Raw genomic sequence first — 21,193 nt, forward strand, 5'->3', positions numbered from 1 at the left:
GTATTGAAGCTCAGTTTTATATAATTATAAAGCAATCATCAAAATAAAATCTCCACTAGAGTAAATTTATTGTTTTTTTGTGGAAATTATTATGCAGCTAAGAAAACTGTAGTTTATTGGATTAGAAATATATTAGAATTTACTTGAAGAAAGAGAGAGGGAATAAAATGAATATAGTGCACTTACGTCCTAAACAGCGGTCTAAGTATCGCATTATGCTAGGGAAGTGGTATTACTCTACAAAGAGGTACATTCAGTGGTTGGCAGACGGAAAAACATATGCAAAAAGGTTCCAACAAGAAAAGCTACCTTGTACAGCAATTCAGCACCGAACGATATTACTTCGTAAGCTCAAAGATGTAGATATGTGGTATCAACAGAATAAGGTTGTTAATTTGAAAATTGCTGTTAAAAAACTAAATGGTATCGTCATTAGACCGGGAGAAACATTTTCTTACTGGCGTTTAATAGGTAAGCCAACGAGGAAAAAAGGGTATGTAGAAGGTATGGTATTACATTACGGATCTTTTCAAACAGGTATTGGAGGAGGTCTTTGTCAGCTTTCGAATTTAATATATTGGATGACTTTACATACACCACTGACAGTAACAGAACGATATCGTCATAGCTTTGATGTCTTTCCTGACTCTAGGCGCACTCAACCGTTTGGGAGTGGGGCGACTTGTTCCTATAACTATTTGGATTTACAAATTAAAAATGAAACGGACCAACCGTATCAACTTCACCTTTATATGACAGATGAACATTTAGTTGGTGAATGGAGAACAGTCTATCCGCAACTTTATCAATATGAAGTGTATGAGAAAGAACACTCAATTCAACCTGCATACTGGGGCGGTTATATACGACATAATGTGATTCAACGTAAAGTATATAATCAACAGAAACAGTTAATAGAAGATCAATATGTAACAGAGAATCACGCTATAATGATGTACGAACCACTATTAGCTTGTAATAATGAGAATAGTGAGTAATATGGTAATCCATAGATTAAATAGTATAGAAAATATTTAATTCTTATTTTTATTAAAAAAGTATGAATCCCAGATTTACTGGATTTTGATTGTAACTAAAAACATATAAAAGTTCACTGTTATTTATAGGAGAGTCTGTTTGTTTTTATACCTTATGTATTTCACCCTGCATAAAAAAATATTTCTCAACATTTTATTTGTTGAAAAAGATTGAATATTCGTATTATAACGAATATTATGTTGTTATCGGCAAAAAACGATAATTTGCAGACACTGGGGAGGAAATACATTGAAAAAGAAAAAGAAATTAAAACCATTAGCGGTATTAACAACAGCAGCAGTACTAAGTAGTACGTTTGCTTTTGGAGGTCACGCAGCGTATGCTGAGACACCAACATCATCTCTACCAATAGATGAGCACTTAATACCGGAGGAGCGTTTGGCTGAAGCGCTAAAACAACGGGGGGTAATTGATCAATCTGCATCACAAGCTGAGACTTCAAAGGCTGTCGAAAAATATGTTGAGAAAAAGAAAGGGGAAAACCCTGGGAAAGAAATCTTAACAGGAGATAGTCTTACGCAAGAAGCCTCTGACTTTATGAAAAAAGTAAAAGATGCAAAAATGAGGGAAAATGAACAGGCGCAGCAGCCTGAAGTAGGCCCAGTAGCTGGACAAGGTGCAGCATTGAACCCTGGGAAATTAAATGGAAAAGTACCTACTACATCAGCGAAGCAAGAAGAATACAATGGAGCTGTTCGAAAAGATAAAGTACTTGTTTTACTTGTAGAATTTAGCGATTTTAAGCATAACAATATTGATCAAGAGCCAGGATACATGTATTCTAAGGACTTTAATCGTGAACATTATCAAAAAATGTTATTTGGTGATGAACCATTTACTTTATTTGATGGATCGAAAATTAACACATTTAAGCAATATTATGAAGAACAATCTGGTGGTAGCTATACAGTTGATGGGACTGTAACAGAATGGCTTACTGTTCCAGGAAAAGCATCAGATTATGGTGCTGATGCGGGTACTGGGCATGATAACAAGGGGCCTTTAGGACCAAAAGATTTTGTGAAAGAAGCATTAAAAGCAGCGGTAGCAAAAGGAATCAATTTAGCAGACTATGACCAATTTGATCAATACGATCAAGATGGTGATGGAAATAAAAATGAGCCAGATGGCATTATTGATCATTTAATGGTTGTACATGCTGGCGTTGGTCAAGAAGCTGGCGGCGGTAAATTGAAAGATGATGCGATTTGGTCACATCGTTCAAAACTAGGTTCAAAACCATATGCAATTGATGGCACGAAATCTTCTGTTTCGAACTGGGGCGGAAAGATGGCTGCATATGATTATACAATCGAGCCTGAAGACGGAGCAGTTGGTGTGTTTGCACATGAGTATGGCCATGATTTAGGCTTACCAGATGAATATGATACAAAGTACTCAGGACAAGGTGAACCTGTTGAGTCATGGTCTATTATGAGTGGTGGTAGCTGGGCTGGAAAAATTGCAGGAACAGAGCCAACGAGTTTCTCGCCACAAAATAAAGAGTTTTTCCAAAAGAATATGAAGGGGAACTGGGCGAATATTCTTGAAGTAGATTATGACAAACTTAGCAAAGGAATCGGTGTTGCAACATATGTAGATCAAAGTACTACAAAATCTAAACGACCTGGAATTGTTCGTGTTAACTTGCCGGACAAAGATATAAAAAATATCGAATCAGCGTTTGGTAAGAAGTTCTATTACAGTACAAAAGGAAATGACATTCATACAACACTTGAGACACCAGTATTTGACTTAACAAATGCAAAGGATGCTAAGTTCGATTATAAGGCATTTTACGAACTTGAAGCGAAGTATGATTTCCTTGACGTATATGCGATTGCAGAAGATGGAACGAAGACACGCATTGATAGAATGGGCGAAAAAGATATAAAAGGCGGCGCGGATACAACTGATGGTAAGTGGGTTGATAAATCATACGATTTAAGCCAATTCAAAGGAAAAAAAGTAAAACTGCAATTTGAGTACTTAACAGATATTGCAGTAGCTTATAAAGGATTTGCGTTAGATAATGCAGCCTTAACTGTAGATGGAAAAGTTGTTTTCTCTGATGATGCAGAAGGTCAGCCTGCAATGACGTTAAAAGGCTTTACTGTGTCTAACGGATTTGAACAGAAAAAACATAATTACTATGTAGAGTGGAGAAATTACGCTGGTTCTGACACTGCGTTACAATATGCACGTGGCCCAGTATTTAATACAGGAATGGTTGTATGGTATGCGGATCAAAGCTTTACAGATAACTGGGTAGGCGTTCATCCAGGTGAAGGGTTCTTAGGAGTAGTAGATTCTCATCCAGAGGCAATTGTAGGGACATTAAACGGACAACCTACTGTGAAGAGCAGTACGCGTTATCAAATTGCCGATGCGGCATTCTCATTTGATCAAACGCCAGCATGGAAAGTAAATTCACCAACACGCGGTATCTTTGATTATAAAGGATTACCAGGAGTGGCAAAATTTGATGATTCTAAGCAATACATCAACAGCGTTATTCCTGATGCAGGACGTAAGTTACCGAAGCTAGGACTGAAGTTTGAAGTGGTAGGCCAAGCTGAAGACAAGTCTGCAGGTGCAGTTTGGCTTCATCGATAAAATAAGTTAAAAAGAAGAGAAGCTGCGATAAGTCGGTGAAACTGACTGATTGCAGCTTTTTTCTTCTTGTGAAAAAACTCGCTGTTTTTTATGTACTTATTGGAAAAATATGAAGTTTCTTTGATACATAAAATGCTCCGTCTGTCCAATTATAGAAGCTATTTTGGACGTAAGAAATTTGTAAGTAATGAGTAAGAAAAAAGAGATTTTCATAGTATAAAATATTTATTATAGCTACTTTTAACACCTGATACTAATAGTGTGCTATAATATGAATTAGCAACAAAAAGGAAAGGAATTAGAACAATGACCTTAGAAAATACTAAAAATTTAAAAAAACAAGTTGCTCCTTTTGAAAAATCAACGATTAAAAAAAGTGTTTGGCAACTGATCAACACAATCGTGCCATTTATTATTTTATGGTACCTTGCTTATAAAAGTTTGTCAGTTTCTTATTGGTTAACATTAGTTCCAGCACTGTTAGCCGCTGGATTTATGACAAGGATTTTCATTATTTTTCATGATTGTACCCATTATTCATTCTTTAAAAGTCGACGTGCAAATAGAATAGTTGGAACGTGTATGGGCGTTTTAACATTATTCCCATTTGATCAGTGGGGGCATGAGCATTCTATTCACCACGCTACGAGTGGTAATTTGGATAAGAGGGGTACAGGGGATATTTGGACGCTTACAGTAGATGAATATGTAGCAGCACCATTTAGACTCCGTTTAGCATATCGTTTATATCGCAATCCATTCGTTATGTTTGGGTTAGGCCCGATTTATGTTTTCTTGCTTAAAAATAGATTTAACCGAAAAGGTGCTAGAAAAAAAGAACGTATGAACACTTATTTAACGAATATTTTAATCGTTGCTATTGTAGGAATGCTTTGCTGGGCAATTGGATGGCAATCGTTTCTTTTAGTACATGGTTCTATATTTTTAATAGCAGGTTCAATAGGGATTTGGCTGTTTTACGTACAGCACACATTCGAGGATTCTTATTTTGAAGAAGATAAAGAATGGGAATATGTGAAAGCGGCAGTGGAGGGAAGTTCTTTTTATAAACTTCCAAAAATTTTGCAATTTCTAACGGGTAATATTGGATTTCATCATGTTCACCATTTAAGTCCAAGAGTACCTAACTATAAACTAGAAGAGGCACACAACAATACCCTTCCTTTAAAAAATGTACCAACAATTACGCTTGCTACAAGCTTGCGTTCACTCCGTTTCCGTCTTTGGGATGAGAAAAGTAACAATTTTGTTAGCTTTAAAGATGTCAAAAATATAATTAAAAATAATGTTTCTGTTCGGGTGAAATCTGAACTATAATTGCATCGTATATAAAATTCCCCTTAATCATTTTCGATTTAAGGGGAGTTTTTGTTTAAAGATTAGATGCCAGATTAGAAGAAAAATTAAATGTTTCAAATTGTAATGGAAGCAGATTAGGAATTGCTAGTACGTAAGTACAAATACAAGATGACAATAAATGCATTATGTTAACAATTGGAGTTATCATGAATGTTCCATTACGATAACTGTTCATAAATCCGACGAAAATTAATAGCAAAAGGGGGATCGTACAACAGTATATCTAAAAAATTAGAAAAGACTTGAACGGAAATTTCATTCATTTTTCTTGGTGTTCCGCATTCCATACACTTAAATAGGATGCATATTCTAATTCATCTGGATTGTCATGTAACATAGAAATGAATTCTAATTTATTTCTATCACAATCTAGAAAGTATACACTTGCAGTGGGCATCCACCTTTGGACAATTGGCTCTTGATTTCCTTTTCCTTGACTTCCTATCACTTCTATTCCACGCTCCTCTAACCACGCTTTAGAAGTCATTAAAAACTCTAAATTTACACCAAAAGCAAAATGTCTCAGCTCAAAGTCTTCGATATTATTTACTTCCCATAGTCCAAGCATTTGTTTTTTATTTTCTCCGACCCAAAAGAAAGCCACTCTTCTTTTGGAGAGTTTTCTTGCTAACGTTAATCCTAGCTTGTTTTGATAGAAATTTATCGCTTTTTCTAAATTTCTTACATGTAAATGAGTTTCGTATATGTTCTGTATCATTATGATCATTCCTTTCTTTCTTGATAACTACCAGTTGAGTAATGAATGTAATTCTAATAATGTACAGCTATATCTGATATACCTATTTATTATTATATCGAAATTGAAATACGATAAATCCAACTGAGGTAGCAAGTTCAAATGAAAATTTTACTACTTTTGTAGGAGAAGAGAAAAATCCATTAAATTCAGGTGAACTCATATTTAAATAATAAAAAAAGACAACACATGAAGTGAAACGCCACGTGTTGTCTTTTTTGTATCGTACAATATTACGAAGTTTCGCTAATTTTAGTTTCACTTTGAGTGTTAGTTGCAATTCTTTTCTTAACTTTAAAGTGATAGTAAGTATAGCAAAAGATGATAAATGGTACAGTACAATAAATGCCTAGTCTTTGATCTGGGATAAAGATAAGACTTACTAATATAATGCCATACAATCCAAAACCAAGAATTGGTACAAGGGGATAGAGTGGAGTTCTGAACTTCAAATCGTCTAATTTTCCACCTTCAGCTAAATAGTGTTTGCGGAAAAAGAATTGAGAAACACAAATTGACATCCAAACAATAATTGTTATGACTCCAGAAATGGAAATTAACCATAAGTAAACCGTTTCAGCAGCTACGACGCTTGTTAAAAGAGAAAAAGCAGAAATAGCTATTGTCATGATTAAAGCGTTGAGAGGAATCCCACGTGATGATAATTTCTTTAAAAATGCTGGAGCCATTTCGTTTTTTGATAAAGACCAAAGCATGCGAGTAGCAGCGTATAGTCCTGAGTTTGCAACAGAAAGAACAGCAGTAAGAATAACAAAGTTCATAATATCAGCTGCATATGGAATACCGATATTATCAAAAACAGCAACGAATGGGCTCTTTGTGAGTCCTGCTTCTTCCCAAGGAATTAAAGCAACAAGAACAAAGATTGCTAAGACGAAGAAAAACATTGTGCGCCATATAATATTTCTAATAGAACGAGGTAAAGTTTTTGCTGGATCTTCGCTTTCACCTGCTGCGATTCCGACAAGCTCTGTACCTTGGAAGGAATAATTGACTGTAACCATTGTTAATAGAATAGCTGCAAGTCCATTCGGAAATAAACCACCATGATTTACGAAATTTGAAAGAAGTGGAGCTGGTTCGTCGCCTTTTAAATCAATAAAGCCGAACATAGCGGCGCCACCAAGAATTATAAAAGCTATAATGGCAGATACTTTTATACTTGAAAACCAAAATTCTGTTTCTGCATAACTACGAGCAGATAATGCGTTAATAGTAAAGATTGTAACGCCAAATATTAAACACCAAACCCAAACAGGAATATCAGGAAACCAGCGCTGCATTGTAATACCAGCAGTTGTAAATTCAAGACCGGTCGTATTCGCCCAGCTTAACCAATACAACCATCCGATTGTAAAGCCAGTTGCAGGATTGATGAATTTAGTGGCATATTCCTGGAAAGAACCCGAAACAGGCATGGCTACAGCGAGTTCACCAAGACATAGCATAACGAAATACATTAATAATCCACCGGCCATAAAGGCAAGTACGGATCCACCAGGTCCAGCTTGACTTATTATAAAGCCAGATCCGTTAAATAACCCCGTTCCAATCACACCACCGAGTGCAATCATGAATAAATGTCTACTTTTCATCGTACGTTTTAATTCATTGTTTGTATTGTTTACTTGCGCCATTGTTTTCCTCACTTTCGTAGTTGATAGAATAAAGTTTGATGTTTTTCCGTATTATGGAATGTATTCCGTGATGTGAAATCTTGTTATAATTTTCAGATAATTAAAAAGAAAAGTCAATATTTTTTTGTTTGCGTTTTCAATTCATTGTTAGTGATATGTTTTTATTGTTAGAAAATTAAATAAATAGATTGATTTCATTTCGAATGTTTGCTAAATTGATAGTTAATTAAGCGTACTAACATATTACGAGTAAAGTTGAGGCGAGTTATGGTACAGTCCATTGATCGAGCGATAAGTATTATTAAATTATTGAATTCTACAAATGAAAAAGAGTATTGGGCTATTTCTGATATAGCTGATGGAACACATCTCCCGGTTAGTACAGTACATAGATTACTTAACTCTCTAATGGAGCATGGGTTAGTTACACAAATTACAGAGACAAAACAGTACAAAATTGGACCAATGTGGATGGAAATAGGGTTACGTCAATTGGAGAAGGTAGACTATAGATCTGTTGCAAGAGAAGTGATGAAACGTTTGGCTGCTGAAGTGGAAGAAAGTGTCTATTTGAATATTCCAAACGGAACGCATTCTATTATCATTGAAAGAATTGATAGTCCTTTAAAAATTCGGGTTATCGATAATCTAGGAGAACAAATTCCACTTTCAATTGGTGCTGCAAATAAAACGATGCTTGCCAATATGAAAACGAATGAAATGGAACATATTGTAGAGTATTTACTTCCTTCATTACCAGAACAAAAGCAAATTCTTCTTAATCAAATAAAGCAAATAAAAAATGAAGGATATGCTGTCAGTTATGGTGAAAAAACAGAAGGGACAGCTTCAGTAGCTGCACCTATTATCGGATTTAATCATAAAGTAGTAGGAGCATTAAGTGTTGGGTTAATTAGTCATCGTATTAATGATGATCGACTATCTTTTCTTATTAGCAAGGTAAAACAAGCAGCTCATGAAATATCAATAAAAATCGGCAGTACATCAGAACTATAATTTTGATAGCTGTCGTCATTTTTTATTCATATACTGGAATTAGTTTTCATAATGCGGAAAAATAGGGGGATTTATATGTCAAAGTGGCAATCAAAAGAACAATTGATTCAATTATTAAGCAGTCTTGTTGAAATTCCTAGTATTACCGGTTCAGAAGCTGAAGTAATATTGCCAGACTTTGTTGTGGAACAATTATCTGAATTACAGTATTTCAAAGAAAACCCGCATCATTTACAAAAAAATCCGACAGGGGACGGACGATATTTTGTTACAGCACTAGTAAAGAAAAAAGATAGTACAAAAAATACTGTAATTCTAGTAAGTCACTTTGATGTTGTAGATGTACAAGATTACGGAGTGTGGAAAGAAGATGCATTTAATCCTAAAAAGTTAACATCTATGTTTTATTCTCATAAAGATGAACTTCCAGACCATGTGCGTGAAGATATAGAACATGGGGAATGGCTGTTTGGTAGAGGAACAATGGATATGAAATGCGGTCTAGCATTACAAATGGCAATGATTGAACAAGCATGTGAAGAAAGATTCGATGGGAATGTTCTTTTATTGGCTGTACCAGATGAAGAAGTGAATTCTGTAGGGATGAGGGCCGCTGTTCCGAGACTGTTAGATTTAGCTAGAGAGCATAACTTAGATTATAAAACGGTCTTAAACTCAGAGCCTATGTTTTCAAGACATCCTGGTGACCAAAATAAGTATATTTACACTGGCTCTATTGGTAAAGTGTTACCTGGTTTTCTTTGCTATGGAAAAGAGACACATGTAGGTGAACCTTTTGCAGGCTTAAATGGGAGTTATATGGCTTCATTAATAACAGCAGAATTAGAGTTAAACACAGACCTTTGTGATATTGTAGAAGGGGAAGCGAGTCCTCCGCCAACTAACTTACTTCAAAGGGACTTGAAGGAGGATTATTCTGTACAAATTCCGCATCGTGCAGTTACATTATTTAATTTGTTTTTATTAGAAAAATCAATGACAGATGTAGTTTCATTGTTACGTCAAAAAGTAACGAAAGTAGCAGAGAAAATAGAAGAGTCGTATGAAAAACATGCATATCGTTTTTCTAAATATAATCCATTTATACCACCTAATCTCAAAGTAAATGTATTAACTTATGAAGAGCTTATCACAGATGCAATTGAGCAAAATGGACGAGAAAAAATAGATCGTATTCAATCTAATATTATAAAAAATAGAGGAGATAAAGATGATCGTGCGGTAACGATTGATTTAGTAGATAAATTAGCGATTTTATGTAAAGAAAAGGCACCGATGATTGTACTTTTCTTCGCTCCGCCGTACTATCCAGCTGTGAGTTCACGCAACAATCCTTTAATAAAAGAGGTAGTTGTAGAAATGGAAAAGTATGCACATTACAATCATAAAATTACATTTGAAAACCAAAATTATTTTGGGGGGATTTCAGATTTAAGCTATGTAGGCTTGCAGTATCCACTAGATTCAATGAGTTCGCTTGTAGACAATATGCCATTATGGGATAAAGGTTATTCAATTCCGCTTCAGGAATTAGAAGAGTTTGATGTTCCAGTATTAAATATGGGGCCGGTAGGAAAAGATGCACATCAATGGACAGAACGTCTAGATGTAAACTACGCATTTGAAACACTATTAGATATGTTACCGAAATGCATTGAAAAATTATTAGTTTCTAATAAAATTACACAATCATAGTAGGGAATAGGTAAGGGATAAAACAGAACCTTTAAAGAAAATTCGAATGAAATTATTTTAATATAATTAAAAAGTGGAACGGCCAAGCTCAATTTTATATGAGTTTGGCCGTTTATCATGTAGTGAATTTTTAATTGAAATTATGTGAATTCATAGCTAACGTAATCTCTTTTATAGTTTTATTTTTTAGTTTGACCAGATAGTTCAACAGACTTTTGCGTACAACGCTGCATAGCTGAAATAATCGCTGTTCGTAATCCTTTTTCCTCTAATGTTGCAACAGCTTCTATTGTCGTTCCGCCAGGAGAACAAACCATATCTTTCAATTCACCTGGATGTATTCCTGTTTCTAGTACCATTTTTGCAGAGCCTAACACAGCTTGAGCAGCGAATTTATATGCTTGATTTCTTGGCATACCATCTAGTACAGCAGCATCTGCCATCGCTTCTATAATCATATATACATAAGCTGGTGAAGAACCACTTACAGATGTTACAACATCCATTAATTTTTCACTTACGATCTCTGTTTGACCAAAACTATTGAAAATGTTTAGTACATCTTCTAAATCTTTTTCTGTCACCATTTCATTAGGGCATAATGCAGACATTCCTTCTCCAACAAGAGCAGGAGTATTAGGCATTACTCTTACAACCTTTACTTTTTTATTAAATGCATTTTCAGTACTTTCAATACTTTTCCCAGCAGCGATCGTAACGATGATAGCATCGTTTTTGATTACTTCTTTTATTTCATTAATTATTGATGAATATAGGTCTGGTTTGATTGATAAAATTAAAATATCAGCATTTTTAGCTACTTTATTGTTGTCGGTAGTTGTAGTTAGCCCATATTTTTCACTAGCATTTTTTAAATTAGCAGTGTTTAAATCTGAACAAATAATTTGATTTGAAGACACTATATTTTTGTTTATCATTCCGCCAATCATAGCCATTCCCATATTTCCGCAACCGATGAATCCAATTTGTTTATCCATAATAACTCAATCTTGCTCCTTTTATAATCAATTATATCGGTTTGATATTATTTTCTTAGAATAAGAATAACATCCCTGTGCAATATAAAGAAACATTCTAAGAGAATATATTCCTTTTTGCAACACTAAAAGAAAAAAATTAATTATATTCGACATTATGTAAATATATACACTATAATGTAAGGTTTTATGTTTATGAATATGAGTTAAACTTATATCATTTTGTATTTTTATTCAGTAGGGCTATAATTTCATACAAATAACTTGTGGCTCTATTTATTTTTAAAAATACCTCTTGACACCGAATCGAACTATATCGCATAATATAAAAAAATTAGATTGAAAATCGTTGAAGGGAATTAGTACATATGTCTTCTTGCGAAAGAGAGTGGAATTCACCGGCTGAAAGATTCCTCGTATAGAATATATCGAACCTATCCCTGAGTCTTAAATGAAAGTTTAGGCGTTCGCCTGCGTTATAGGCACCAAGTGGATATCTATGTATATCAATTAAGGTGGTACCGCGGAACAATGACCGTTTCGTCCTTTTTATTTTATTAAGGGCGAAGCGGTCATTTTTATTTTGCTCTTAAATACTTCAGTGCAGCATTGATGAGAATAGATATAGTTACAAAGTGAATGAAGTGTAATTTATAAAAAAACTTTGATTTTAGACTTGGGGGATAAAAAAGTGAAAAAACAACGAATTGTTGTAAAGATTGGGAGTAGTTCCTTGGCAGATAGTCATGGAGGCATCTCTACAGAACAGCTTTCAGATCACGTTGCCGCATTGGCTCGGTTGAAAGAAGATGGGCACGAGGTTGTGTTAATTACATCTGGAGCCGTCGCTGCAGGTTTTTCAGCGCTAGGATATCCTAGCAGACCTGTAACGATTAAAGGGAAACAGGCTGCAGCAGCTGTCGGACAAAGTTTGTTAATGCAGGCGTACACGGAGGAATTCCGTAAATATGGCATCGTTACTGCGCAACTTTTGCTGACGAGAAGTGATTTTTCTAGAAAAGAACAATATAGTAATGCTTACGCTACGTTAGGAGAATTATTAAACCGTTCCGCTCTTCCAATTATTAATGAAAATGATTCCATCTCTTTAGAGGAGCTAACGTTCGGTGATAATGATATGCTGTCAGCTTTAGTAAGCGGGCTTGTTTCGGCGGATATGCTTATGATCTTTACGGATGTGAACGGGTTATATGACAAAAATCCTCAGAAAAATGCGGATGCAAAAAAATATTATTTTCTTCCTGAAGTTACGGAAGAAATTTCTTCTCTTGCAGGAGATGCAGGCTCAAAACTTGGGACTGGCGGTATGAAATCAAAAATCGATGCTGCAAAGACAGCACTCTCTCTTGGTGTGAGTGTATTTATCGGAACAGGACGTGGACAGGAAAAGTTTGTAGATGTTTTGAAGGGTAAGGGTGATGGAACGTATGTTGGTAATGCTCCTCAAAAAGAAATGAAGATGAACAAGCAATGGATTGCCTTGCATTCGCTTGTTAGCGGACAAATTGAAGTAGATGCTGGGGCAGCTACTGCCATCATTCAGCATGGGAAGAGTTTACTTCCAGCTGGTGTTACGAATGTATCAGGATTTTTCCAAGTGGGTGAAGTTGTAGAGGTTGTAACGCAACAAGGGCGCGTAATAGGAAAAGGACAATGCACATATAGTGCAGAGGAACTAAGAGATGTAAAAGGTATGCAAAGCCAAGATATTCAAGTAAGAGGCGAGAGACATAGTTATGAAGTCATCCATAGGGATCATTGGGTTTCACTTTAAAAAGGAGGAAATAAAAATGAATGAAGTGTTGGCAAAGGGGATAAAAGCAAAAGAGGTTGCTAGAGAACTTGTGCTTAAAACTACAGATCAAAAAAATGAAGCACTTGCTGCAATTGCTAATCAGCTGATAGTAGAAACAGCTTATATTTTAGAAGAAAACAAACGGGATATTGAAGAAGGTAAGGAGAAAGGATTTTCTCATTCAATCCTTGATCGCCTTTTGCTGAATGAACAGCGAATTGTTGATATGACAGAGGGTATTAAGCAGTTAATTGAATTACGTGATCCTGTAGGAGAATGTGTAAGTGCATGGGAACGACCAAATGGACTATCTATTCAGGAGATGCGCGTACCACTTGGTGTTGTCGGAATGATTTATGAGGCAAGACCGAATGTAACTGTTGATGCTGCTACAATTTGTTTAAAAACAGGAAACGCAGTAATACTACGTGGTAGTTCTTCTGCTATTCATTCTAACAAAGCCATCGTTAGCGTTATTCACCGGGCGCTTAAGCAGACTAGCTTGCCTTCAGAAAGTGTACAGCTCATAGAAGATACAACGAGAGATAGTGCAAAACAGTTGTTTACATTGAACGAGTACTTGGATGTTCTTATACCAAGAGGCGGTAAACAATTAATTGATACAGTAGTGAGAGAAGCGTCTGTTCCAGTACTTGAAACAGGTGCGGGAAATTGTCATATATTCATTGATGAAACAGCAGATAAACAAATGGCGTTTAATATTATTATAAACGCAAAAACACAGCGTCCATCTGTATGTAATGCAATTGAGACAATTGTACTTCATGAGAATTGGGCAGAGCAATATGGTAGCGAGTTGTTTTCTTCATTGAAGGAAAGAGGAGTGGAGCTACGTGGTGATAATAAAGCAGTGGCGATTGATCCTTCTATCTTACTTGCGACAGAAGAAGACTGGGAAACTGAGTTTTTATCTCTCACACTAGCAGTGAAAGTGGTTTCCACTGTTGAAGAAGCGATTCATCATATAAATACGTATGGATCTATGCATTCTGAAGCGATTATTACTGAAAACGAGGAAAACGTCAGCAAGTTTTTTACTTCTGTAGATGCCGCGGCACTTTATCATAATGCATCGACTCGTTTTACAGATGGATCCGAATTTGGATTCGGAGCGGAAATTGGTATCAGTACACAAAAGTTACACGTAAGAGGACCAATGGGGCTTCCAGCATTAACTTCTACAAAATATGTGATTCGTGGAAATGGGCAAATTCGAAAATAATAATAAAAGACACTCAATTGGCTTGGGTGTCTTTTATTATAAAAATTATTTACCATACAAATAGCCCAACGAGCATAGCACTTAATAAAGAAACAGCCATCCCGCTAACAAGAAGCTTCCAAACATTTTTACCGATGACTGATGATTTTTCTCCGCCAAATAATGAATTGTAAGTTCCGTAAATCATACCTACTGTACTAAAGTTAGCAAAAGAAGCTAGAAATGTCGTTGCAACCGCAACCGTATGCGGTTGTAGCGACTTTAAGTTTGATTTTAAATCCATCATTGCAACAAATTCATTCGTCGTTATTTTGATCCCCATTAATTCAGCTACATACATAGCATCACTGCCTGATAAACCGAGTAAAAATGCAAAAGGACTAAAGATAATGGAGAAGATTTTTTGAATTGTTAACCCTGTTACAAAAAATCCTAAAATCCCATTTAAACATGCTGTTAAAGCTACATAACCAATTACCATAGCTAAAATAACGATAACCATATTCATCCCAACTAACATACTGTTTGAAATAGTAGAAAAGAAATCCTTTTTTTCATGTTTTGAAGGTGTGTAAACAACGTCTTCTTCTTTCGAAACTTCCACAGGATTTAATACATTGGCTAAAATTAATGCGTTAATACAGTTTAATGGGATTGCGCTGAAAATATATGTTGCTGGCACCATTGATAAATAAGCGCCAAGAATGGATCCGCTAACGCTACTCATACTCATAATTCCAAAAGTTAATAATCGATTTTCTTTTAACACAGATAATTGATCACGAACAACCGCAAGTGCTTCGGTGTTTCCTAAAAACATCATTTGAATCGAAAAGAAACTTTCTAACTTTGGTAAACGAGAAATCTTTGAAATAACTGCACCTACTTTATCAATAATCCAAGTTAAGATTCCGAAATAAGATAGAATATCGAAAAAAGTAATAACAAAAATGATAGGAAGTAACGCACTAAAGAAGAAATCAATGTGCTGGCTTTCCATAGCTGAAGGAAATGCAAATCGAATACCTTCATTCGCACATGCTAGTAGCCAACTGAAAAATGACGCAATTTTATTAATGATAATACTGCCGAGCTTTGTGCCTAACATAAACCATGTAATAAAAAGCTCCAATAGGATGAGAATTACAATTGGTCTCCATTTTATATGTTTTTTATTAGGCGAACATAAGAAAACGATTAATATGACAACGAAAATCCCTAACATATTCAATATGAAATACATGTCAACAACTCCTTGAGGCTTATTATTTGTATATAAAAAAGCCTCTATTCTTCCAAATTTGGATTATGATCAGAAGTTATGAAGAGGGTAAATGATGTTTGGGATTCCTGTATTTTAATTTGCTTTATTTTGAGCAATCGCAGTATTTACAAAACAAGTAGCTATTTTCAATTATTTGGTTGCATGTTAAACGTCAGCAAATGTAAACATCGCTTATAAATAAGAACGGTGAGTTGGCCATGAACCTTGGAGTTTTCGAAGTTGTATAATTTGTCCTGTATGATAAGCATCGTGCAAAAGGATATTCAAATATTGTTGCCAAATTGGTAGAGAAGGCTTTGGCTGATCTAGTTCTGCTTCTTGAAAGGATGTTAATGAAGCTTGTAAGGCATCATGTACTTGAAGCGTTCGGTTCACTGTTTGCTGCCAAGCGGCATCATCATTAGGTCCACCTTGGATAAACGTCTCATCATTATTTTGTGGAGCCACAAATGTGTCGTCTTCATGTAAGCGGGAATGTAGGCGTTCTTTAAAGATTAATAAATGGTTCACATTTTCCCAAATCGTATTACTGGCAGCACCTTCTGGTTTCCAACATGCTTGTTCAGCAGTAAGATTTTTTAACGCTTCAGATATCGGTGGGTACCATTCTTCCTCGTAAAAAACTTGTTGGACTCCATTTTGCAACATTTCTTTTCTTTCCATTCTTATAGCCTCCTGTTCATTTTTCTTAATAAAATCAATTCGCTTTTCTCTTCAATAAACCTTCTCTATAGTTGAACAAGAGAGTGAAATACAACGTATAATTGAGCCATTAAAAAATCTCATTTTTAATATGATATTTAATAATCAAGGCTTTCATTGAGTCAGAATGAAAAGAGTATGAACCTTTTTCTGTTTGCTCATTGATCAAAGTTTTTTTAAAATTGCAAAACGGTTCTAAAAATATAGAAGGTAAAATTCGATAAAAATAGAATATGTTATATAGCAAACAAGGAGTGGATAAAAATGGAGGTCTATCACATAACGAGCAGAAAAAGGGAAACATACAACGTTCAGGTGAAATATTCGATACTTTTCGAATGTGCACTTGGCATTGCTGCTATTACTCATAAAAGGTTAATTGATACACTTGAAAAGACTCAAAGTGAATGGGAAGAAATTAAGGAAGCATTAACAGAAGAAATGAGAGAACACTTACAGTTTGTAGAAGAACATAATACGTGGAAAGCATTACTCCAGTTATTGTATGAAGAGGATTTTCAAGATTTATCGCAGTTTAATTTTAAAATTGATTCACTTTCAGAAGAAGATTTGAAATTTATATGTTTACCGTTTTTAGGAGAGAAGTATGAAGAGAAAAGACGTTTAGCTGCAACGGGAGTTGTATGTGCAATACATGAACTAAAGGAACTAACAGATAATCATCAGTTTTTTTCTACTTATATTAGCTTTATATGTAATGTAGATGTACAAGTGCTGAAATCGCATTTAATCGCTGTTATGACAGGTTGGTATGAGAGTGTTATTAAAAGAGAGGAAGAACAAATATTTTCTATATTAAAACGAGATTATGAAGCGAAAAATGAAATGAATAAAAAGATGAAGCCGGAAGAGTTTGTCGAGTGGGCGACTGGCGGAGTGAACTATATGCCAGAGCCAAGTGTTCATCACGTACTTCTTATTCCGCAAATGACGTACAGACCGTGGAATATTGAAGCGGATATTGATGATACGAAAGTATTTCATTATCCAGTTGCGAATGAAAGCATTCATCCTGAAGATCCGTATGAACCGAATTATTTTTTAGTTCAAAAACATAAGGCTCTTGGAGATGAAGCGAGATTGCGAATTGTAAAAATGTTGTTTGAAAAAGAACGTACATTACAGGAAATAACGGAAAGATTACAGCTTGGTAAATCGACTGTACACCATCATTTGAAATTGTTACGTGCAGCGAAGTTAGTTGATATACATGACGGAAAATATGTATTAAGAAAGAAAGCAGTACAGTCTTTAGCGAAAGAATTAGATATGTTTTTGAATAGATAATTAACAACGGGAATGTACATAAAGGGAGGAATATAAAAGAAAAGTTGGTGTGTGAAATTGAAAAATATATTGAAAAATCGTTCTTTCTTTTTCATGTGGATTGGTAGTGCAATCTCAGAATTAGGAGGGGCTTTCGGAACGTTATGTAATTCAATTCTAGTATATGAGTTAACAGGATCGGAAATGGCTTTAAGTAGTATGTGGCTATTATATTTCATCCCATCACTCATACTGCAATTAATAAGTGGCCCATTTATTGATAAATGGAGCCGGAAGTGGATTATGATTTTTTCACAATGGATACGGGCGTCCGTATTCTTATTACCTTTGGTGATGCTAGTTACAGGTAGTATAGAAGTTTGGCACATTTATGTTGTTCAAATTGTAGTGGGACTTATTACACCTCTTTATACACCTGCGAGTCAGGCAATTACACCGAGCATTGTAAGTCAAGGACAACTTCAAGACGCAAATGCGTATATTGATGGAATGACTCGTCTCATGATGTTTCTTGCGCCAGTATTAGGTGGAGTAGTAATTCATTTCATTGGAACAGAAATTACATTATCTTTCGTATGTATTTGTCTATTTGTTAGTGGTGCTTTCTTACTTTATATAAAAGAAAAGAGAACTACAACAGATATACGAAAAACGTGGCTAGAACAATTTCTTCAAGGTTTTACATATTTTTTTACAAAACCAATCATCGTTTGGCTCGGTATATTTCTTACTTTCGTGCAGTTTGGAGTAGGGGTAACGATGGTCACAAATCTTCCTTATATAAAAGACGAGCTGTTAGCGGGATATGCAGAGTACGGCTATTTTATGGCAGGTTTTCCACTTGGCTACGTAATTGGATCAGTAGTAGTCGGAAAAGTAACATATAAAAGCCGGCGTATACTTATGCTTGGAGGATTGTTTATAGGGGGGCTCACATACATTTCATTAGGGTTCAATCATAGTATTATCATTGCAATACTAATTGAAGTAATAGCAGGGATTTGTATTGCATTTTTCAATGTTCATAACACAACAATATGCCAACAAATCGTCCCAAATAATATGATAGGACAAGTATTTTCAGTGCGTTTATTTTTCATACGATCCGCTATGCCATTAGGTGTGTTAGTAGGGGGAATATTGAGTGAAATGTGGGGAGTAAGAGCGCTATATGTAATTATCGGTGCAGTTATATGTGTTACATCTTTAATAGGGATGTTACTTCCATATTTCAAATTTTTAGATGAGGCGATAGAAAAGAAATCAGCATAATTCAAAAAATTAAAACTTTACAATTGAAAATAATTATCATAATCAATTATAATAGAAGAATACTAGTATTCGTATAACAAAGAGGGAGTGGAATATATGTTTATCGAAACGAAAACATTTACAGTAAAAGAAGGTACATCAAATATAGTTGTAGAACGTTTCACTGGAGAAGGTATTATTGAAAAATTTGAAGGCTTCATCGATTTAAGTGTTCTCGTGAAAAAAGTAAGACGCGGCGACGAAGAAGTTGTCGTAATGATTCGCTGGGAATCGGAAGAAGCATGGAAAAACTGGGAAACAAGTGAAGAACACTTAGCTGGACATAGAGCGGGCCGTGGTAAACCAAAACCAGATCATATTATTAATGTGGATCATGCGGTTTATTATGTGAAATCATCGAAATCGGCTTATCAACAGTTGTAATATACAAGCAGAGGATACATGTTGTAGAAGCAAACATGTATCCTCTTTTTTATTACTGGGGGGATGGGAATGATAGGAAATCTTTCATTCATTTAAAAAACGTTCTAGGCTATAGAAAAAAATATTAGACTTATAAAGCATAGTCTTAGACGGAACGCTTGAATATTTTCCCTTACATATTTAAGTGTTATGAAAAAAATGAATCCATATACCCTCAGTTTAAAAGTAGATGAGTACATGAAGCTGAATCATTTAAATTTATGTGTTGATGATTTATCGGAAGCGAGACATTTCTTTGAAACATTTTTTGATTTTCAATTTTTGGAGCAAAAAGGGAAAGCACTTGTAGTCATGAGTGATGAGAGTGGTTTTATACTTGTACTAAGTGATCCAAAAGCATTTAAAGGGAATAAGGAAGTTACGTATCCGGAAGCTTTTCATATTGGTTTTTTAGTGGATACATCAAGTGAAGTGGATCAAGCATATAATCGTTTAGTAGCCGGCGGCATTGAAATAGACAAGGAACCTTATTCGATGAGAGGTAGTAGTTATGGTTTTTATTTTACAGTATTTAATGGCTTATTAATTGAAGTGTCTTGTCTTGATTATAGAGAAGATAAGAAAGTTTCAAAGCTTAATAGTAATCATCAAGAGTAATCATTTGAAGGTGTATAAAATTTAAATATGTATCATATTAGAAGACGGATTAAGAAAGTTTCACTGTAAAGTAAAAAAGACAGACTAATAAATAGTCTGTCTTTTTTACTTTAATTCTTCACATCATCATAAAGTTCAAGTGCCTCTTTCACATTCAATCCATTTTTCACAATACCATGTATCGCTTGAATCATCGCAGCTGGATGTTCAGATTGCCATATGTTTCGGCCCATATCTACTCCAATTGCACCTTCTTGCAGTGCATTGTACGTAATGTTTAATGCGTCTTCAATGGAGTCAAGTTTTGGTCCACCAGCGATTACGACTGGGGCAGGGCAAGTACTTGTAATTTTTTCGAATCCTTCGCAGTAATACGTTTTAATAATGTCAGCTCCCATTTCAACGCATACGCGGGAAGCGAGTGCTAGAAAACGTGCTTCACGTTTTTGTAATTCTTTCGCAACGGCAGTAATACCGAGAACTGGCAAGCCGTAATCGTGAGCTTCTGAAACTACATTTGCGAGATTTGATACGGTTTGTGTTTCATAGTCTGATCCGACGAAAACAGAAACACCGACGCCAATTGCGTTTTGTTTTACTGCTTCTTTTACAGGTGTAACAATTGTTTCATTCGCTAAATCTTTACCGACAACAGTAGCTCCGCCAGATACACGCATAACCATCGGTGTGCTGCAGTTTTCAGGAATACAGGAGCTAAGTACACCACGCGTTAAAAAGAGAGAATCCGTGTAAGGAAGTAAGTTTTTAACAGTTTCAAGTGGCTGTTCAAGCCCGTGAATTGGTCCTAAGAAATAACCGTGATCTATCGCTAACATTACCGCTCTGCCATCAGGTAAAATTGTATTTAATCGATTTTTAAATCCCCAAGTCATTTCAAATCACTCCTTCGTTAATGTTGGATTTTCCGTTTGTACCGTATCTTTATTTGGTAAATGTGGTGACTTAATAAAAACAGCTTTAAAAGGTTTGTCAGAATGGTTAATAAGATAGTGAGATTCATGAGGACGAACTTGCAGGACATCACCTTGTTTAATTGGAACTCTTTTATTATTCACATAGAAATCAATTTCACCTTCTAATGCATAAAAGACTTCCTCGCACGTCGTATGGTAGTGATTTTGAAACTCTTGCCCAGGCTGAATGACAACAAGGCCAAGATCAATATTCGGACCTTGTATTAAATATTTCGGCCCATTATCACCGAAGCGATAGGAGAAGTCATTTTCATTCGCTTTTAACATACATTTTCACTCCTTTATGTAATG

The 21,193-nt window shown here is 35.2% G+C and carries 18 protein-coding genes and 1 other annotated feature; of the genes, 11 read left to right on the plus strand and 7 right to left on the minus strand.

Annotated elements, in window-relative coordinates:
- Positions 1–167: 167 nt before the first annotated feature.
- The 3 genes from GBN78_RS19235 (at position 168) to desA (ending at position 5,013) form a co-directional block, all read left to right on the plus strand.
- The gene (locus GBN78_RS19235; protein ID WP_001028242.1) at positions 168–998 is read left to right on the plus strand and encodes a VanW family protein; all 831 of its coding nucleotides are present in this window, start codon (positions 168–170) and stop codon (positions 996–998) included.
- A 289-nt stretch (positions 999–1,287) separates the two neighbouring features.
- Positions 1,288–3,675: an immune inhibitor A domain-containing protein gene (locus tag GBN78_RS19240; protein WP_000727449.1), complete on the plus strand. Its 2,388-nt coding sequence runs from the start codon at positions 1,288–1,290 to the stop codon at positions 3,673–3,675.
- A 306-nt stretch (positions 3,676–3,981) separates the two neighbouring features.
- On the plus strand, positions 3,982–5,013 hold the full coding sequence (gene desA, locus GBN78_RS19245) for a Delta(5) desaturase DesA (RefSeq protein WP_000171499.1): 1,032 nt from the start codon (positions 3,982–3,984) through the stop codon (positions 5,011–5,013).
- Between the two features lie 301 nt (positions 5,014–5,314).
- On the opposite strand, the gene GBN78_RS19250 is transcribed toward desA, so the two are convergent.
- Both GBN78_RS19250 and GBN78_RS19260 read right to left on the minus strand, forming a co-directional pair.
- Complete coding sequence (locus GBN78_RS19250) at positions 5,315–5,773, minus strand: VOC family protein (RefSeq protein ID WP_061139153.1); 459 nt, start codon at positions 5,771–5,773, stop codon at positions 5,315–5,317.
- A gap of 272 nt (positions 5,774–6,045) precedes the next feature.
- Positions 6,046–7,470 (minus strand): amino acid permease, encoded by a 1,425-nt coding sequence (locus GBN78_RS19260; protein ID WP_000079967.1) that lies wholly within the window; start codon positions 7,468–7,470, stop codon positions 6,046–6,048.
- Positions 7,471–7,737: 267 nt separating this feature from the next.
- On the opposite strand from GBN78_RS19260, the gene GBN78_RS19270 reads away from it, so the two are divergent.
- Positions 7,738–8,487: an IclR family transcriptional regulator gene (locus GBN78_RS19270; protein ID WP_061655471.1), complete on the plus strand. Its 750-nt coding sequence runs from the start codon at positions 7,738–7,740 to the stop codon at positions 8,485–8,487.
- 51 nt (positions 8,488–8,538) lie between these two features.
- A complete protein-coding gene (locus tag GBN78_RS19275; protein WP_152127617.1) occupies positions 8,539–10,203 on the plus strand; it encodes a M20/M25/M40 family metallo-hydrolase in 1,665 nt (554 codons plus the stop codon).
- A gap of 179 nt (positions 10,204–10,382) precedes the next feature.
- On the opposite strand, the gene proC is transcribed toward GBN78_RS19275, so the two are convergent.
- Entirely contained in the window at positions 10,383–11,201 is an 819-nt protein-coding gene (proC, locus tag GBN78_RS19280) for a pyrroline-5-carboxylate reductase (protein ID WP_000360729.1), read from the minus strand.
- Positions 11,202–11,541: 340 nt separating this feature from the next.
- Positions 11,542–11,752: a binding site (T-box leader), on the plus strand.
- 140 nt (positions 11,753–11,892) lie between these two features.
- Here proC and proB point away from each other — a divergent pair.
- Together proB and GBN78_RS19290 are read left to right on the plus strand one after the other, a co-directional pair.
- Positions 11,893–12,996: a glutamate 5-kinase gene (proB, locus tag GBN78_RS19285; protein ID WP_000744736.1), complete on the plus strand. Its 1,104-nt coding sequence runs from the start codon at positions 11,893–11,895 to the stop codon at positions 12,994–12,996.
- 16 nt (positions 12,997–13,012) lie between these two features.
- Entirely contained in the window at positions 13,013–14,260 is a 1,248-nt protein-coding gene (locus GBN78_RS19290; protein ID WP_050821916.1) for a glutamate-5-semialdehyde dehydrogenase, read from the plus strand.
- Positions 14,261–14,309: 49 nt separating this feature from the next.
- On the opposite strand, the gene GBN78_RS19295 is transcribed toward GBN78_RS19290, so the two are convergent.
- A complete protein-coding gene (locus GBN78_RS19295) occupies positions 14,310–15,503 on the minus strand; it encodes a NupC/NupG family nucleoside CNT transporter (RefSeq protein WP_000273603.1) in 1,194 nt (397 codons plus the stop codon).
- A 213-nt stretch (positions 15,504–15,716) separates the two neighbouring features.
- The gene (locus GBN78_RS19300) at positions 15,717–16,208 is read right to left on the minus strand and encodes a DinB family protein (RefSeq protein ID WP_000439969.1); all 492 of its coding nucleotides are present in this window, start codon (positions 16,206–16,208) and stop codon (positions 15,717–15,719) included.
- 303 nt (positions 16,209–16,511) lie between these two features.
- Between GBN78_RS19300 and GBN78_RS19305 the strand changes: the two genes are divergently transcribed.
- The 4 genes from GBN78_RS19305 (at position 16,512) to GBN78_RS19320 (ending at position 19,907) form a co-directional block, all read left to right on the plus strand.
- Positions 16,512–17,555: an ArsR/SmtB family transcription factor gene (locus GBN78_RS19305; RefSeq protein ID WP_000454578.1), complete on the plus strand. Its 1,044-nt coding sequence runs from the start codon at positions 16,512–16,514 to the stop codon at positions 17,553–17,555.
- Between the two features lie 51 nt (positions 17,556–17,606).
- Positions 17,607–18,827 (plus strand): MFS transporter, encoded by a 1,221-nt coding sequence (locus GBN78_RS19310; RefSeq protein ID WP_000769177.1) that lies wholly within the window; start codon positions 17,607–17,609, stop codon positions 18,825–18,827.
- Between the two features lie 96 nt (positions 18,828–18,923).
- Positions 18,924–19,250: a heme-degrading monooxygenase HmoA gene (hmoA, locus tag GBN78_RS19315; RefSeq protein WP_000469497.1), complete on the plus strand. Its 327-nt coding sequence runs from the start codon at positions 18,924–18,926 to the stop codon at positions 19,248–19,250.
- A 237-nt stretch (positions 19,251–19,487) separates the two neighbouring features.
- On the plus strand, positions 19,488–19,907 hold the full coding sequence (locus GBN78_RS19320) for a VOC family protein (protein WP_000773087.1): 420 nt from the start codon (positions 19,488–19,490) through the stop codon (positions 19,905–19,907).
- A gap of 110 nt (positions 19,908–20,017) precedes the next feature.
- Here GBN78_RS19320 and lsrF read toward each other — a convergent pair whose 3' ends face one another.
- Both lsrF and GBN78_RS19330 read right to left on the minus strand, forming a co-directional pair.
- On the minus strand, positions 20,018–20,800 hold the full coding sequence (lsrF, locus tag GBN78_RS19325; RefSeq protein WP_000219772.1) for a 3-hydroxy-5-phosphonooxypentane-2,4-dione thiolase: 783 nt from the start codon (positions 20,798–20,800) through the stop codon (positions 20,018–20,020).
- A gap of 6 nt (positions 20,801–20,806) precedes the next feature.
- Entirely contained in the window at positions 20,807–21,169 is a 363-nt protein-coding gene (locus GBN78_RS19330) for a cupin domain-containing protein (protein ID WP_098537079.1), read from the minus strand.
- Positions 21,170–21,193 lie beyond the last annotated feature (24 nt).

Source organism: Bacillus sp. B2-WWTP-C-10-Post-4, assembly GCF_009183805.1.
Classification (GTDB): Bacteria; Bacillota; Bacilli; order Bacillales; family Bacillaceae_G; genus Bacillus_A; species Bacillus_A cereus.

Excerpts from the sequence above, each read along its gene's own strand:
- desA (WP_000171499.1), top strand. The coding sequence starts at position 3,982 with ATGACCTTAGAAAATACTAAAAATTTAAAAAAACAAGTTGCTCCTTTT.
- GBN78_RS19290 (WP_050821916.1), top strand. The coding sequence starts at position 13,013 with ATGAATGAAGTGTTGGCAAAGGGGATAAAAGCAAAAGAGGTTGCTAGA.
- GBN78_RS19260 (WP_000079967.1), bottom strand. The coding sequence starts at position 7,470 with ATGGCGCAAGTAAACAATACAAACAATGAATTAAAACGTACGATGAAA.
- GBN78_RS19275 (WP_152127617.1), top strand. The coding sequence starts at position 8,539 with ATGCGGAAAAATAGGGGGATTTATATGTCAAAGTGGCAATCAAAAGAA.
- GBN78_RS19330 (WP_098537079.1), bottom strand. The coding sequence starts at position 21,169 with ATGTTAAAAGCGAATGAAAATGACTTCTCCTATCGCTTCGGTGATAAT.
- GBN78_RS19300 (WP_000439969.1), bottom strand. The coding sequence starts at position 16,208 with ATGGAAAGAAAAGAAATGTTGCAAAATGGAGTCCAACAAGTTTTTTAC.
- GBN78_RS19270 (WP_061655471.1), top strand. The coding sequence starts at position 7,738 with ATGGTACAGTCCATTGATCGAGCGATAAGTATTATTAAATTATTGAAT.
- lsrF (WP_000219772.1), bottom strand. The coding sequence starts at position 20,800 with ATGACTTGGGGATTTAAAAATCGATTAAATACAATTTTACCTGATGGC.
- GBN78_RS19320 (WP_000773087.1), top strand. The coding sequence starts at position 19,488 with ATGAAGCTGAATCATTTAAATTTATGTGTTGATGATTTATCGGAAGCG.
- GBN78_RS19295 (WP_000273603.1), bottom strand. The coding sequence starts at position 15,503 with ATGTATTTCATATTGAATATGTTAGGGATTTTCGTTGTCATATTAATC.
- GBN78_RS19235 (WP_001028242.1), top strand. The coding sequence starts at position 168 with ATGAATATAGTGCACTTACGTCCTAAACAGCGGTCTAAGTATCGCATT.
- GBN78_RS19305 (WP_000454578.1), top strand. The coding sequence starts at position 16,512 with ATGGAGGTCTATCACATAACGAGCAGAAAAAGGGAAACATACAACGTT.
- GBN78_RS19250 (WP_061139153.1), bottom strand. The coding sequence starts at position 5,773 with ATGATACAGAACATATACGAAACTCATTTACATGTAAGAAATTTAGAA.
- proC (WP_000360729.1), bottom strand. The coding sequence starts at position 11,201 with ATGGATAAACAAATTGGATTCATCGGTTGCGGAAATATGGGAATGGCT.
- hmoA (WP_000469497.1), top strand. The coding sequence starts at position 18,924 with ATGTTTATCGAAACGAAAACATTTACAGTAAAAGAAGGTACATCAAAT.